The 14,679-nt window shown below is 63.6% G+C and carries 14 protein-coding genes; 4 read left to right on the top strand and 10 right to left on the bottom strand.

From position 1 onward, the window contains the following. Window positions 1-37 precede the first annotated feature (37 nt). The 6 genes from tadA to V3314_RS08915 all read right to left on the bottom strand — a co-directional run bounded on the left by tadA (window position 38) and on the right by V3314_RS08915 (window position 5,259). Complete coding sequence (gene tadA / locus V3314_RS08940; RefSeq protein ID WP_046617108.1) at window positions 38-517, bottom strand: tRNA adenosine(34) deaminase TadA; 480 nt, start codon at window positions 515-517, stop codon at window positions 38-40. Then, the gene (locus V3314_RS08935; protein WP_338460144.1) at window positions 517-1,899 is read right to left on the bottom strand and encodes a multicopper oxidase family protein; all 1,383 of its coding nucleotides are present in this window, start codon (window positions 1,897-1,899) and stop codon (window positions 517-519) included. Before V3314_RS08935 ends, tadA begins: the two co-directional genes overlap by 1 nt. An 89-nt stretch (window positions 1,900-1,988) precedes the next feature. Continuing rightward, on the bottom strand, window positions 1,989-3,461 hold the full coding sequence (locus V3314_RS08930) for a M48 family metallopeptidase (RefSeq protein WP_108480196.1): 1,473 nt from the start codon (window positions 3,459-3,461) through the stop codon (window positions 1,989-1,991). A 31-nt stretch (window positions 3,462-3,492) separates the two neighbouring features. Next, window positions 3,493-4,191 (bottom strand): hypothetical protein, encoded by a 699-nt coding sequence (locus V3314_RS08925; RefSeq protein ID WP_046617119.1) that lies wholly within the window; start codon window positions 4,189-4,191, stop codon window positions 3,493-3,495. Further along, window positions 4,151-4,816 (bottom strand): hypothetical protein, encoded by a 666-nt coding sequence (locus tag V3314_RS08920; protein ID WP_286195487.1) that lies wholly within the window; start codon window positions 4,814-4,816, stop codon window positions 4,151-4,153. The genes V3314_RS08925 and V3314_RS08920 overlap by 41 nt, the downstream gene beginning before the upstream one ends. After that, window positions 4,813-5,259 carry a hypothetical protein gene (locus V3314_RS08915; protein WP_046617112.1) on the bottom strand — a complete coding sequence of 149 codons (447 nt, stop codon included), beginning with the start codon at window positions 5,257-5,259 and terminating at the stop codon, window positions 4,813-4,815. Before V3314_RS08915 ends, V3314_RS08920 begins: the two co-directional genes overlap by 4 nt. Before the next feature lie 177 nt (window positions 5,260-5,436). On the opposite strand from V3314_RS08915, the gene V3314_RS08910 reads away from it, so the two are divergent. Next, window positions 5,437-6,381: an AraC family transcriptional regulator gene (locus tag V3314_RS08910; protein ID WP_046617113.1), complete on the top strand. Its 945-nt coding sequence runs from the start codon at window positions 5,437-5,439 to the stop codon at window positions 6,379-6,381. Between the two features lie 60 nt (window positions 6,382-6,441). Here the strand turns inward: V3314_RS08910 and guaA are convergent, their stop codons facing one another. From guaA to V3314_RS08890, 4 genes are all read right to left on the bottom strand, one after another. After that, window positions 6,442-8,019 carry a glutamine-hydrolyzing GMP synthase gene (gene guaA, locus V3314_RS08905; RefSeq protein WP_013971139.1) on the bottom strand — a complete coding sequence of 526 codons (1,578 nt, stop codon included), beginning with the start codon at window positions 8,017-8,019 and terminating at the stop codon, window positions 6,442-6,444. A gap of 78 nt (window positions 8,020-8,097) precedes the next feature. Next, window positions 8,098-9,567, bottom strand: a complete 1,470-nt coding sequence (guaB, locus tag V3314_RS08900; RefSeq protein WP_046617114.1) for an IMP dehydrogenase — start codon at window positions 9,565-9,567, stop codon at window positions 8,098-8,100. Between the two features lie 86 nt (window positions 9,568-9,653). Then, window positions 9,654-10,211, bottom strand: a complete 558-nt coding sequence (locus V3314_RS08895) for a sugar ABC transporter ATPase (protein WP_338460143.1) — start codon at window positions 10,209-10,211, stop codon at window positions 9,654-9,656. 52 nt (window positions 10,212-10,263) lie between these two features. Then, window positions 10,264-11,022, bottom strand: a complete 759-nt coding sequence (locus V3314_RS08890; RefSeq protein ID WP_338460142.1) for a sulfite exporter TauE/SafE family protein — start codon at window positions 11,020-11,022, stop codon at window positions 10,264-10,266. Window positions 11,023-11,119: 97 nt separating this feature from the next. Here V3314_RS08890 and V3314_RS08885 point away from each other — a divergent pair, with 97 nt between their 5' ends. The 3 genes from V3314_RS08885 to V3314_RS08875 all read left to right on the top strand — a co-directional run bounded on the left by V3314_RS08885 (window position 11,120) and on the right by V3314_RS08875 (window position 14,345). Further along, window positions 11,120-11,998, top strand: a complete 879-nt coding sequence (locus tag V3314_RS08885; protein ID WP_196174120.1) for a LysR substrate-binding domain-containing protein — start codon at window positions 11,120-11,122, stop codon at window positions 11,996-11,998. 136 nt (window positions 11,999-12,134) lie between these two features. Further along, window positions 12,135-13,514 carry an exodeoxyribonuclease VII large subunit gene (gene xseA / locus V3314_RS08880; RefSeq protein ID WP_085600570.1) on the top strand — a complete coding sequence of 460 codons (1,380 nt, stop codon included), beginning with the start codon at window positions 12,135-12,137 and terminating at the stop codon, window positions 13,512-13,514. A gap of 3 nt (window positions 13,515-13,517) precedes the next feature. Continuing rightward, window positions 13,518-14,345: a peptidoglycan DD-metalloendopeptidase family protein gene (locus V3314_RS08875; RefSeq protein ID WP_338460140.1), complete on the top strand. Its 828-nt coding sequence runs from the start codon at window positions 13,518-13,520 to the stop codon at window positions 14,343-14,345. Window positions 14,346-14,679: the final 334 nt, after the last annotated feature.

Here is a 14,679-nt window from a genome sequence, read left to right as displayed (position 1 = left end):
CTCTTCGCGGGCAAACCCGCGAAGTGGCCGGAACAGGTCAAGACTTGGCCCGGCGGGCCTTGAAGAAGTCACTGAGGATCTGCCCGCACTCCTCCGCCAGCACCCCGCCCTCCACCATCACCCGATGGTTCAGGAAGCCCTGCCCGAAGAATTGCCCCTGGCTCTGCACGATCCCCGCCTTGGGCTCCAGCGCGCCATACACCACCCGCATCACCCGCGAATGCACGATCAACCCCGCACACATGCTGCACGGTTCCAGGGTCACATACAGGGTGCTGCCGGGTAGCCGGTAGTTGCTGGCGGATTTCGCCGCCGCGCGAATGGCCACCATCTCGGCGTGCGCACTGGGGTCACTGTCGATGATCGGCCGGTTGAAGCCCTGCCCGATCACCTGCCCATGCTGCACCAGTACCGCGCCCACCGGCACCTCGCCCATGGCCGCGCCTTGGGCAGCCAGGGCCAGGGCCAGGCGCATGAATTCCTGATCGCGACTGCGATCGATGATCTGCGGGCGCATCAGACCACCGCGATCGCGGCCATCAGGCCGGTTTCCATGTGGTCGATGACATGGCAGTGGAACATCCAGGTGCCCGGGTTATCCGCCACCAGCGCCACCTGGGCGCGCTCGTTCTTGCCCAGCAGGTAGGTATCGGTGAACCACGGCTCCTTGATGTCATGGCGGTTGGAACCGATCACCTTGAAGCTCATGCCGTGCAGGTGGATCGGGTGCTGGTACTGGGTCATGTTCTTTAGCTCGAAGATGTAGCTCTTGCCCTTCTTCAGCGTGGCAATCGGCCGCTCGGCGCAGGTCTTGTCGGTGATATCCCAGGCTTGGCCGTTGATCTGCCACATGCTCGACGGCCTGTCCTGGTCCGTAGTGACCGAGACTTTCGCCGCCCACTCGAAATTGAAGTTGAGCTTTTCGGCATTCTCCAGGTCAGGCTCGGCGATCGGGTTGGGCGGTAGCGCCGGCGGCCAGTCGCTCGGCGCGTCGCTGCTGGCCACCGAACGCAGGGTGCCCAGGCGCACGAAACCGTCGCGCAGGGAGATCTCCTCCCCCACTTCGGGAATACGGATAGCCAGGCAGATACGCATGCCTGGACCGAGCCAGTAGTCATCGTCCAATGGGCGCGGGGTTACCGGGTTGCCGTCCAGGGCATAGATTCTTGCTTCGCAGTTGCCCTTGAGATTGATGCGGTAGGTCCAGGTGTTGTCGAGGTTCAACAGACGCACACGCACCACCTGGCCGGCCGGCAGCTCGGTGACCGAATCGGCCTGGCCATTGATGGTGATCAGACGCCCGGCGGTGCCGTTGCGCGCCGCCTCACGCGGGATGCTGAACGGCAACCAGGCGCCGTGCTCGTCCACGTGCCAGTTCTTCAGGCTGAGCGTGCGCTCATGCTTGAACCCGGTCGGCTCGCGTTCCTCGACGATCAGCGGGCCGACCAGGCCACGGCCCAGCTCCTCGGAACTGCTGACATGCGGGTGATACCAGTAGCTGCCGGCGTCCGGCACACGGAACTTGTAGTCGAAGTACTCGCCCGGCTTGACCGGCAGTTGAGACACATAGGGCACACCGTCCATTTCCAGCGGCAGGCGGATACCGTGCCAGTGGATGGTGGTTTCGACCGGAAGGTGGTTGATGAAACGCACCCGCAGCCAGGTACCCTGGCGCACGCGCAACTCGGTACCCGGTGCCGACGGGCCAAAGGCCCAGGCCTCGGTCTTGTGCCCGGGCACCAGTTCGACGTCCAGTGGCGCTGCGATCAGCTCGTAGTCGTGGCCGGCATTGTCGTCTTCGACCTTGCCCAGCCAGTAACGCGCCGCGCCACCGGCGCCCAGGCCAACCACAACCAGGCCGGTCAGGCCCTTGAGCATTTGTCGACGGGTGAAGGACATCGGTGCGGGTACCTCGTGTTCTGCGCAATCAAGCTGCCAGCATGGCTGGCGATGAAGGGCGAATACGATACACCTGCAAATGGGAAATATTAAGTGAAGTCTCTTTGGATGCTGCCCGCAGCCTTGCTATCGCAAGTGCTGCCTGGAGCCAGACAAAGGTCATTAAACCACTGCTGGTCACCAGCGGACGGCACGCGCAAGGCGGCCTGCAGCAATTGCGGGTCGAGCAGGATGTCCAGGTTGCTCAGGCGCGTGGCGAGGTCGGGGTGCGTATCGAACGGATGGGTAGTGGCCAGCCCCAGCACTTCCTCGCCCAGTTGCAACGGCGTGCCTTGCAGGTGCGCTGCCAGCGCCTGCAAAAGGTTGCTGCCACCGTGTGCGACCAACAAGCCGTCGATCACCCGACCCAGGGCAATCACCCGTAACAGCGCCTGTACGAACAGCTTCGGGCCAGCGACCTCGGCACCTGCCCGATCAGCCAGCAATTCCTGTGCACGCCCCCAGTGATGAACCGCAAGCTGGAAATGGTGCAAGAACTGCCCGGCCAGCCACAAGGTGGGCCGAACCACCCAGCGCGGAGCATCCTCGTCGCCGACCATGGCCGAATAATGCGCGCACATCAGGCTGAAACGCGCACTGGTTTCGCTGCCCCGCTCCGTATCACGTCGCCTGAAATGGCCCAGTTCGTGACCGATGATCGAGGCCGCCTCGGCCTGGCTCAAGGCGGCCAGGCAAGGTAGAGGCAGATACAACGTGCGCCCCCTGAGGACCTGCCCACCGGGCTGCAGCAGGATCGGAACGCTGGTGACGAAAAAACCTTGGTCAAGGCCGACCACGATATGGTCCGGGACAGGCGCGTGCAGTTGTGTTGCCAAGGTCTCGATCCACTGCCACACCGCTGGCGTCGCCTGCCTGCCTAGCGGGCGGGCGAGAAAACTGGCGGTCGGAGACTGCATCAGCGGCCAGTGCCGACGCATTCGCCAGACCTGGCGAACACACACAACCAGGACTGAGGCCAGCGGCAGCACCACGACCAGCACCGTCATGCCGCCCTGCGCTGCGCGGCTTGCTCCGGAACTGGCCTCATAGAGCAGCAACAGGCACAGCGAACCGGCAAGCATGACCATGTAGAGACTCAAGCAACAGCCCAGGGCCTGCCAGTTGGCCATCATGCGTTCATACAGGTAGGCCGCAGAGCGCAACGCCCGCCAGGCGTCCAACTTCAGCTTGAGCCAGGCCCAGAGGCCTGCCAGCAAAGCGGCCACTGCCAGCCAGCAGCTCACACTGGCCATCACCTTGCGTACGCTTACCCAGTGGCGATCCGCATCGAGCAGGTCCAGTTGGCGCTGCAGGGCCTGCCGCGTATCGACATGCCTTGCAAGCTCCTTGCGGGCTTCCCACGGCAATTGCCGTAGCAACGTCTCACTGGGGGCAGCAAGCCATTGCCGTATGGTCCGGGCCTGATCCTGCGCCGTGTCAGCCCGCCAGTACTGCACTTTACCCCAGCCAAACAGCACAAGAGGCAACAGCAGCAGGATCAGGCCCCAACCGAAGCGCTTCATTGCCCCAGAGCGCCAATGGTCACGATCAGGCTCATCTGGCCGCTTCACCCAGGCGCGCCACACCCGGAAACAGCTGCGCCAACGTACGCCTGGCCTGGGCCGCTTGCACATAGGCATAAAGCAGATCCACCAGTTCCTGCAGGCCAAGGCGGCGCCCGGCCACGACGGGCGTGCAAAACCAAAGCCTGACGCGCAAGCCGCCCGCGACGACCACCGCGTCAGGCGAGGCCAGCGCCCTGAAACAGGCCGGTGCCAGCACTGGTGCATGGCTGAACGCCGACACGGTAAAGATCAGCCGGGTAGTGAAGTAACCCTGCTCGACCTCGAAGCCGTCGAAGGCGTGCAGTGGGGTCGGCGCCTGCGCGTTGGCGAAGCACAGGGTATCTGGTGTCACGCTCAGCACCCGCTTGCCGTGCCGGCGGTATAGCACGACGGCACAGGCCAGCCCCACCACCCCGACGCCGGCCAGGCCGAGGCCGAAACCAGACATCAGCCAGATGACACCGCTGCTGGCACTGTGACTGAACCGCACCGCCAGAGCGGTCAGCCATATGCCCAGCGCGCCGAACAACAGGCCAATCACAGCACATGCCAGCGCCTTGCCGAGCGAATGCTCCAGCAGTACGAAGCTGTCGGTGGGGCCATCAGCCTGAGCCTGCAGGTACGCGAGGTGGGCTTCGCGTTCGCCGTTATCCATCGTTCTGCAACAGATCCAGTTGCCGTTGCGCATGTGCCGCATCGCGGTAGGCTGCCAGCAGCGCGAGCACTTCCTCGTTCCCCAGCTTGCGTCCGTTGCTGGCCAGGCCTGCGGACATGATGCGGATCTGCGGTCGCGGTTTCTTCAACACCATGGCCTGGTTACCGAAGAACTGCAGTTTCACCACATGATGCTTTGGTAGGACGGCTTCGCTGCTCATTTCCAGCGTCTGCACCATGACCAGCCCTTCATCCTTGACCGAAACGTCTTCCACTTCCGCCAGGTCTACCGGTGCATCCAGCGTATCGACGAACAACTGCCGACGGGTCAGGCGCATGAATACCTGGGTACCGGCATTACGGTGTTGCCAGGTCACCGCCGCTGCAATCAAGGTTATGAAGACACCGGCTGCAACCGCCCCCAAGCGTTCAGGGTTGAATGTCACGGCCGTGATGATCAGTGAACCCAGCAACAATACTGGCCCCCAGACCCGGTAACGCCGGGAGTTGGTGAACTCGCTCTGCTCGGGCACGCGCTCGATCACTTGCTTGAGCTCAGCGATCACTCGGTCGCGCTGGGCCGCACGGCTTTGCTCGTAGTCCTGACCGAGCGAGCCAGACAGTTCGGACAGCGGGTCGTTGAAATCGCCCATGGTCATTGCGCCTCCGTGTTTTGTGCTGCCAGGTAATCGGTAAGGAATGCCTGGGCATTGCCCTGATGCGACAGCCCTTCCGAATAGCCGACCTGCATTGCCTGAGCCTCACCCGGCAGATACAGTTCGCCGCCCCAGTTGCCCTGGATGATCAGCACAACGTATTTCTTGCCATCCACGGTGGTGGAGTAACGGGTATCCCTGCTGGTTTTCTCCACCTGCATTTTCTGGATGCGCATGTTCCAGTCGTGATCGACGCCCTCGATTTGTACCAGCGCTTCGTTGGCGGCGCGTTCACCGATGCGCAGCGTCCACACCTTGGCACCTTGCGCCCCCATGTAGGCAACTACCTGGTCAGCCACTTCCGGCCGTTCTTCAGCGTGAACCTGGCCCAGCCACAGGCTGAGCGCAGCCACCAGAAGGGCAGTCCATTTGCGATAAGCGAGCATGTCTTTTCCATCCTGAATCGGAACAAACGCCCATTGAAATAAGCCTGGCCCGTCTAGCCAACCCCGCTGACCGGTTCGCACAACAGACAGCACCGTGCGCACAATGGCTGTCGCTGAAAATGTGCACGCGTTACCATTTCCGGCCATGCCGCCCTCAGCCAAGGATGCCTAGCGCACATGCGATCGATCAGCCCCTACCTCGACACCGACTTTTCATTCGATAGCCCCGGGTCACTCGCCGAGGCCGGTGTACTGGACGCGAGCAGCGCGCGGGTGATGGGCAGCGCGTCCGGCCACTATCGGGCGCAGACGGTACACGACGGGTTGCAGTACTTCGATTGCAACCTGCAATTTCCGGAGCCGCTGAGAATCGACAAGGTGCTGCCGCAAAGCCTGTGCATCGTGCAGGTGTTCGACGGGGCGTGGCAGCACACGGTGGACGGAAGGCTCAACAGTTATGCCCCAGGCCAATTGCACATGCTGGGCCTTGGTGAAAGCCTGGAAGCGCAGGACCAATTGCCCGCCAACAGTCACGCCCGCATGGCCGGGGTACGTATTGCTGGCGATTACCTGCACGAGCTGGCCCGGGATGACGCGCAGTTGAAGCCTCTGCTGGCGCTGGTCGCCGATGGCATGCGCTTCGACCAGTTGCCGCAGTGCCCAGCGGTGAGCCGCCTGTTCCAGCAGCTCTATCTGTCGCCCTACACCGGCGGGCTCAGGCGCCTGCATTGCGAGAGCCTGAGCCTGGCCATCGTGCTGGAGCTGGCCAGCCACCTGATCGGGCACAGGTCTGTCGAGAAGATTCAGGACCGGGGGCGCCGCGATCTGGCCGTTGAAACGCGCCGCCAGCTCGACGAAAACCTGAACGCCCCGCCCACTGCTGCAGCCCTCGCTCGCCAATTGGGGGTGAGCGAAACCACCATGCGCCGCGCATTCAGCCACGAGTACGGCCGGTCGCTCCTGCAATACGTTCGGCAACAAAGAATGGAACTGGCCCGCGCCCTTCTGCTGGAGCGTCGATGGCAGGTATCGCAGGTTGCCTACCATGTTGGCTACGCCAACCCTGCCAACTTCTGCCATGCCTACAAGGCGTATTTCGGCCATTCTCCCGGGGCCGAGTAGGGCTTGGCCAAAAAAAACGGGCCTGCAATGCAGGCCCGTTTCATTAACCGCGAGGCGGGATCATTCCCACTCGATGGTCGCTGGCGGCTTGCTCGACACGTCGTAGGTAACGCGCGAGATACCGTCGATTTCGTTGATGATACGGCCGCTGACGGTTTCCAGCAGTTCGTACGGCAGGTGCGCCCATCGCGCGGTCATGAAGTCCACGGTCTCGACGGCACGCAGTGCCACGACCCAGGCGTAGCGACGGCCGTCGCCAACAACGCCAACCGACTTGACCGGCTGGAACACCACGAATGCCTGGCTGGTCTTGTGGTACCAGTCGGCCTTGCGCAGCTCTTCGATGAAGATGTGGTCGGCGCGACGCAGGATGTCGGCGTATTCCTTCTTCACTTCACCGAGGATACGCACGCCCAGGCCCGGGCCCGGGAAGGGGTGGCGGTAGACCATGTCGTACGGCAGGCCCAGCTCCAGGCCGATCTTGCGCACTTCGTCCTTGAACAGTTCACGCAGCGGCTCGACCAGCTTGAGGTTCATTTCCTCCGGCAGGCCACCGACGTTGTGGTGCGACTTGATCACGTGGGCCTTGCCGCTTTTCGCACCGGCCGATTCGATCACGTCCGGGTAAATGGTGCCTTGGGCGAGGAACTGGATATTTTCCAGCTTGCTGGCTTCGGCATCGAACACGTCGATGAAGGTGCGGCCGATGATCTTGCGCTTCTTCTCCGGGTCGGCTTCGCCGGCCAGGTTGTCGAGGAACTGCTTTTCAGCGTCGGCGCGGATGACCTTGACGCCCATGTTCTCCTTGAACATGGCCATCACCTGGTCGCCTTCGTGCAGGCGCAGCAGGCCGTTGTCGACGAATACGCAGGTCAGCTGGTCGCCGATGGCGCGGTGCAGCAGTGCGGCGACGACGGAGCTGTCGACACCGCCGGACAGGCCCAGCAAAACGTTGGCCGAACCGACCTGCTCACGCACCTGGGCAATGGCGTCTTCGACGATGTTGGACGGAGTCCACAGGGCTTCACAGCCGCAGATGTCCTGCACGAAGCGGGACAGGATGCGACCGCCCTGCTTGGTGTGGGTCACTTCCGGGTGGAACTGCACGCCGTAGTAGCCGCGCGCGTCGTCGAACATGCCGGCGATCGGGCAGCTCGGGGTGCTGGCCAGCACGTGGAAGTTGCCCGGCATCTGGGTGACCTTGTCGCCGTGGCTCATCCACACGTCCAGGCCCAGCACGCCGTCGGCGTCGATGTGGTCTTCGATGCCGTCGAGCAGGCGGCTCTTGCCGACCACGTCCACGCGGGCATAACCGAATTCACGCAGGTCGGAACCTTCGACCTTGCCGCCCATCTGCTCGGCCATGGTCTGCATGCCGTAGCAGATGCCCAGCACTGGTACGTTCAGGTCGAACACTGCCTGCGGGGCGCGCGGGCTGTTGGCTTCGTGGACCGACTCGGGGCCGCCGGCGAGGATGATGCCGCGCGGGTTGAATTCGCGGATCGCTTCATCGTCCATGTCGAACGGGTGCAGCTCGCAGTACACGCCGATTTCGCGCACGCGGCGGGCGATCAGCTGGGTGTACTGGGAACCGAAATCGAGGATCAGGATGCGGTGAGCGTGAATGTCGAGGGCCATGACTCAATCTCGTCAGTGGAAATCGGAAACGACGCGGGGCTGTCATGACAGCCCCGCATGCTTGTATTGCTTGAAGCCTCAGCCTACGCGGTAGTTAGGGGCTTCTTTGGTGATCTGCACGTCATGCACGTGGGACTCGGCCATGCCGGCACCGGTGATGCGCACGAATTCCGGCTTGGTGCGCATCTCTTCGATGGTTGCGCTGCCGGTGTAGCCCATGGACGAACGCAGGCCGCCCATCAGCTGGTGGATGATCGCGGCCAGGGCGCCCTTGTAGGGAACACGGCCTTCGATGCCTTCCGGTACCAGCTTCTCGGCGCCGGCCGAGGAGTCCTGGAAGTAGCGGTCGGACGAGCCTTGCGCCTGTGCCATGGCACCCAGGGAGCCCATGCCACGGTAGGCCTTGTAGGAACGGCCCTGGAACAGTTCGACTTCACCCGGAGCCTCTTCGGTACCGGCGAACATCGAACCCATCATCACGCAGGAAGCACCGGCAACGATGGCCTTGGACAGGTCACCCGAGAAGCGGATGCCGCCGTCGGCGATCAGCGGCACGCCAGTGCCTTCCAGTGCAGCGGCAACGTTGGCGATGGCGCTGATTTGCGGCACGCCGACGCCGGCAACGATACGGGTGGTGCAGATCGAGCCTGGGCCAATACCGACCTTGACCGCGTCAGCGCCAGCCTCGGCCAGAGCCTTGGCGGCAGCGCCGGTGGCGATGTTGCCGCCGATCACCTGCACTTGCGGGTAGGTTTCCTTGACCCAGCGAACGCGGTCGATCACGCCTTTGGAGTGACCGTGGGCGGTGTCGACCACCACCACGTCAACGCCAGCAGCTACCAGGGCGGCAACGCGCTCGCCGGTGTCCTTGCCGGTGCCGACCGCGGCGCCGACGCGCAGGCGGCCTTGGTCGTCCTTGCTGGCCAACGGGTAGGCCTTGGCCTTTTCGATGTCCTTGACGGTCATCATGCCCTTGAGGTTGAACTTGTCGTCGACGATCAGGACTTTTTCCAGGCGGTGCTTGTGCAGCAGCTCGCGAACTTCGTTCTTGTCGGCGCCTTCGCGGACGGTGACCAGACGCTCTTTCGGGGTCATCACCTCGCGGACCTTGGCGTCCAGGCGGCTTTCGAAGCGCACGTCACGGGAGGTGACGATGCCGACCAGGTCACCGTTCGCCAGCACCGGAACACCGGAGATGTTGTTCAGGCGGGTCAGGTCGAACAGGTCGCGCACGGTGGCGTCGGCGTCGATGGTGATCGGGTCCTTGACCACGCCAGCCTCGAACTTCTTGACCTTGCGGACTTCGCTGGCCTGCTGTTCGATGGTCATGTTCTTGTGGATGATGCCGATGCCGCCTTCCTGGGCCATGGCAATGGCCAGGCGCGCTTCGGTCACGGTATCCATGGCGGCGGAAACCAGCGGAATGTTCAGCTCGATGCCGCGGGTCAAACGGGTCTTGAGACTGACTTCATTGGGCAGTACCTCGGAATAGCCAGGTACAAGGAGGATATCGTCGAAGGTCAGGGCTTCTTGGCTGATACGCAGCATCGCGGGGGCTCCCGGGCGGGAAAAATGGAAGCGCGCCATTATACTCATGCACGGCGCGCCGCTCAATGCAAAATAAGGGCCTTCGGTCAGCCTTGTGGCAGTTTCACCTGTACCACGGCCACCGGCTGGTCGAGCCAATCGGCGAAGCTGTCGAGAAAGGCCTGGGTGAACCCGGCCTCGCCCCAGTTGTTGAAGATGAACCCCAGGTTGGAAAAGGCACATGGCTGCAGGTAAATGAAGCCATTGATGTCGTCTTCGAAGCCGCACAACGGGCAGGTGAAGTTGTCGCTCACCGCCGGCATCCATTCTTCCAGGCTTTCGAACAGCGGCTCACCCACCTCGCGCCGGCATTCGGGGCAACCGGCCTCTTCGAGGAAACCTTCGGTAGGGGTATAGATGCAGCGCTTGAGCATCACCTCCAGGCCGTTGACCTGTTCGCCGAAAGGCAGTTTCTCCGGATACAGGGCCACTTTGCGGGCACCTTCGGCCAGGGCATGGCCCATGCGGTTGCCGGTGCGGCCACAGGTGGTCAACTGTTCCTCGACGACTTTCTCGCGCACCAGCCAGCGCAGGATGGCGCGGGCACGGGCTTCGTGCACCGGGACGGTAGACAGCTTGGGAACGATGATGCTCTGGGTGTTCATGAACGGGACAAGCCTGAAAAAACTGCGGTAATGGCGCAATTCTACCGCCTGCTCAGGCGCTCAGGTAGCGACCGATCAGCGCCAGGCCGCTGGCCAGCACCAGCCAGGTGACCAGACGCACGAAGGCTTCGCGGGACAGCCGGTGGGTCAGCCTGCGCCCTATCCACAGGCCGACGAGCATCACCGGCAACAGGCAGGCGGCGAGCAGCAGCAGGTTCTGGTCGGCATAGACGCCTGCGATCAGAAACAGTGTCAGACGCACCACCGTGCTGCAACTGATCAGCGCGCTCTGGGTAGCGCGCACCTGTTCCTTCACCCCCAGCCGCGCGCTCAGGTACAGGGCATAAAGGAAGCCGCCGCTACCGAACAAGGCGCCAAACAGCCCGCCTGCCGTGCCCATCGGCATTGCCCAGAAACCCGACAGACTGGCCGGTCGCACCTTCACCGCCAGCCCGTACAGAGCATAGGCTGTGACGAACAGGCCCATCATCAGCAGCAGCAGCAGGTCGGACTTCAGCTGTAGCAGGAATACCACACCCAGCGTGCAGCCAATGGCCATGAACGGCAGCAGCCGCAGCAACTCGCCGCGCACGACATCCCGGCGCGAGGGCAGCAGGTTGCCGAAGGCGGCGACGAAGTCCAGCAGCACCAGCAACGGAATGATCCGCGACAGCGGCATGAAGTGGATCAGCACTGGCCCGGCCACCAGCGCGGTGCCGAAACCGGCGATGCCAAAGACGATGTAGGCAGCGCCGACACCAAGCAGGATGGGTAGCCAGTCAAGGCCGGAAAACGACAGTTGGGCGAGCATGGCAGCAGTTCCTGGGAAGACAGGCAAAGGTTAGCCAGCCATGAGCCATGCCGACTAATATGCCTTTATTGCCACACTCATCTCGAAAAGGCATGACATGACGTCGATCCGCCAATTGCGTTACTTCGTGGAAATCGCCGAATGCGGCAGCTTCAGCGCTGCCGCCGAGCGGCTGTACATCGCCCAGTCGGCGCTGAGCCGGCAGATCAAGGAACTGGAGCAGCAATTGGGCACGCCGCTGTTCGAACGCACCGCGCGCCTGCCGCGCCTGACATTGGCTGGCCAGGCCTTTCTGGAACGGGCGCGGCGCTTGCTGGCCGACCTGGCGCAGGCCGAGAGGGTTACCCGTGACATTGGCGAAGGGCTGCAGGGCAGCCTGCGCCTGAACCACTCCAGTACCGTACCGCTGACCGGCCCGTTGCTGGCTCGCCTGGGCGACTACTTGCGCGACAACCCAGGGGTTTCGCTGGAAATTGCCCAGCAGTCGTCGGAGGCGCAGCTGGAGGATATCGCTGCCGGGCGGTTGGATATCGGCCTGCTGCGCTTGCCGGTGCTGCGCCAGCATGAAGGCGTGGTGCTGCATGAAGTGTTCAGCGAACCCCTGCTGCTGGCGGTCGCCGCCGGGCATCCTTTGGCCAGCGCATCAAGGGTGAAACTGGAACAACTGCGGGAAGAGCGCTTCATATCGATTCCGCATCGGGATCGTGGCGGGCTGAGCTACCTGTCGGCCTCGATGTGCATGGAGGCGGGCTTTTTCCCGCGTGCGGCGCAGGTTCTGTCGCGCAAGACCACCCAGTTGCAGTTGATTCAGGCGGGGTTCGGGGTGGCGTTGTTACCCGAATGCATGCGCGAGATTGCCCCGGCGTCGGTCAGTTTCGTGGCGCTGGAGGGGGGGTGTGAGAGTACTGTGGCGATGGCTTGCAGGCGTGATGCAGGTTCGATGGTGCGCCAGTTCGTGACGGCGATGCAGGCCTGAAAGGCCCCATCGCCGGCAAGCCGGCTCCCACAGGGACAGCATGAGGCCCAAGCCAGCGCGATACCTGTGGGAGCCGGCTTGCCGGCGATAGGGCCGGGACAGACAACCGGGGCCGATGTCCTTTATGATGCCCGCCATGATCAGAGACCCTTTCGAACGACTCGGCCTGGACCGCGAGGTTCTTACCGTCAGCCAACTCAACGGCCGCGCCCGCGTGCTGCTGGAAGACGTGTTCCGCAGCGTGTGGGTGGAAGGCGAGATTTCCAACCTCGCCCGCCCTGCGTCCGGCCACATGTACTTTACCCTCAAGGACAGCGGCGCACAGGTACGTTGCGCACTGTTCCGGCAAAACGCCACGCGGGTGCGCCAGGCACTGCGCGACGGCCTGGCGGTGCGGGTACGCGGCAAGGTTTCGCTGTTCGAAGGGCGTGGCGACTACCAGCTGATTCTCGACACCGTCGAGCCGGCTGGTGATGGCGCCCTGCGCCTGGCATTCGAAGCACTGAAGGAAAAGCTCGGTGCCGAGGGGCTGTTCAGCGCCGAACGCAAGCAGCCGCTGCCGGCCCACCCGCAGCGCATCGGCATCATTACGTCGCCTACCGGTGCAGTGATCCGCGACATCATCAGTGTGTTCGGTCGCCGCGCCCCGCAGGTGGAACTCAACCTGATCCCCACCGCAGTGCAGGGCCGAGAAGCCATTGCACAGATCGTGCGCGCCATCCGCCTGGCCGACAGCCTCGGGTTCGATGCGCTGATCCTGGCCCGGGGCGGCGGCTCGCTGGAAGACCTGTGGTGCTTCAACGAAGAAGCCGTGGCGCGGGCCGTGGCCGCCTGTGCCACGCCGATTGTCAGCGCCGTGGGCCATGAGACCGATGTCTCGATCAGCGACTTTGTCGCCGACGTGCGCGCGCCCACACCCTCTGCCGCTGCCGAGCTGCTGGCCCCCGACAACAGTGGCCTGCAGCAACGCCTGGATGGCCTGCAACGGCGCCTGCTGTTGCGCATGCAGAACCGCCTGACCCACGACCGCCTGCGCCTGGAGTCGCTGACCCGGCGCCTGCGCCATCCGGGCGAGCGCCTGCGCCAACAGGCCCAGCGCCTGGACGACCTGGACATGCGCCTGCGCCGTGCATTCATGCTCAACCTCAACCAGCGACACGAGCGCCTGGCACGCCTGGACACCCGCCTCGCCGCGCAACACCCGGGGCGCACCCTGAAACTGCTGGGGCAACGCCTGGACAGCCTGGCCGAGCGCCTGCCACGGGCCATGCGCGAGGTGCTCAAGGACCGCCGCCAGCGCTTCCAGGCCCAGTTGCAGACGCTGCAGGTGGTCAGCCCGCTGGCCACCCTCGCCCGCGGCTACAGTATCCTGCTGGACGAACAGGGCCAGGCCATCCGCAGCGCCGAACAGACCCGCAATGGCCAGCGCCTGACCGCCCGCCTGAATGAAGGCGAGCTGTTGGTGCGGGTCGAAGACAACCACCTGACCCCGGTCACTCTCTCACTTCTGGACTGACACATGCCCCGCCTGCTCGCGCCCCTGCTTGCCCTTTCCCTCCTGCTGCTGGCCGGCGGCGCCCAGGCCAGCTACATCACCCGCACGCTGAACAAGCCGGTACCCGGCGGCGTGGCAGTGGTCGACCTCGGCCCCGCCGCCAGTGCACCCAGCGCTCGCTTCGACGGCAAGCCGGTGCTGGTGGTGAAAGAGCAGGACAACTGGCTGGCCATCGTTGGCATCCCGCTGACCCAGAAGCCCGGCACCGCGGTGCTTAGCCAGGGCAGCCGTACCCTGCCCTTCACGGTCGGCAGCAAGAAGTATCCCGAACAGCGCATCACCCTGAAGAACACCCGCCAGGTCAACCCGAACCCGGCCGACCTCAAGCGCATCGACCGTGAGCTGGCCGAGCAGATCAAGGCATACCGCAGCTTCAGCCCGACCCTGCCGAGCAACCTGATCCTCGACAAGCCGGTCAGTGGCCCGCTCTCGAGCAAGTTCGGCGTGCGCCGTTTCTTCAACGGTGAAGAACGCAACCCACATGCGGGGCTGGACTTCGCGGTGCCGGCCGGCACGCCGATCAAGACCCCGGCCAATGGCAAGGTGATTCTGGTGGGTGATTACTTCTTCAATGGCCGTACGGTGTTCGTCGACCACGGGCAGGGCTTTATCAGCATGTTCTGCCATATGTCGAAGATCGATGTGCAGGTGGGGCAGCAGTTGCGCCGGGGCGAGGTGGTCGGCCGTGTGGGCTCGACCGGGCGGGCTACAGGGCCGCACATGCATTGGAACGTCAGCCTGAATGATGCACGGGTGGATCCGGCGATTTTCATTGGCGCGTTCCAGCCCTGAGATTGCGGCGCCTGCATCGCCGGCAAGCCAGCTCCCACAGGTCCCGCGCAGGATTCGAGTCCTGTGGGAGCTGGCTTGCCGGCGATAAGGCCAGAGCAGGTCAACTCGCTTCCAAGGTGTTGCGCCATCGAAAAATACTGCGCAAAAATAGAGAAGAACTCTGACAATTACAGCGATAAAATCTCGCCTTTAGGCTTTTTTTGAGCATTCCTCTCAATTTTTCCTGAGCGCTTGCCATCCCCCACCCCACTGGTTAGGGTTGAAGGCATGAAAACCTTCAGCACCCTCATCCTGCTCCGACAACATCGCAGCCTCTGCCTGGTCAGCGCCCGAC

Source organism: Pseudomonas sp. TE3-3-F2023, from assembly GCF_036784815.1.
GTDB classification, from domain to species: domain Bacteria; phylum Pseudomonadota; class Gammaproteobacteria; order Pseudomonadales; family Pseudomonadaceae; genus Aquipseudomonas; species Aquipseudomonas pudica.
The sequence above is the reverse complement of the archived record's forward strand: the minus strand, read 5'-3'. Positions and strand labels throughout refer to the sequence as shown.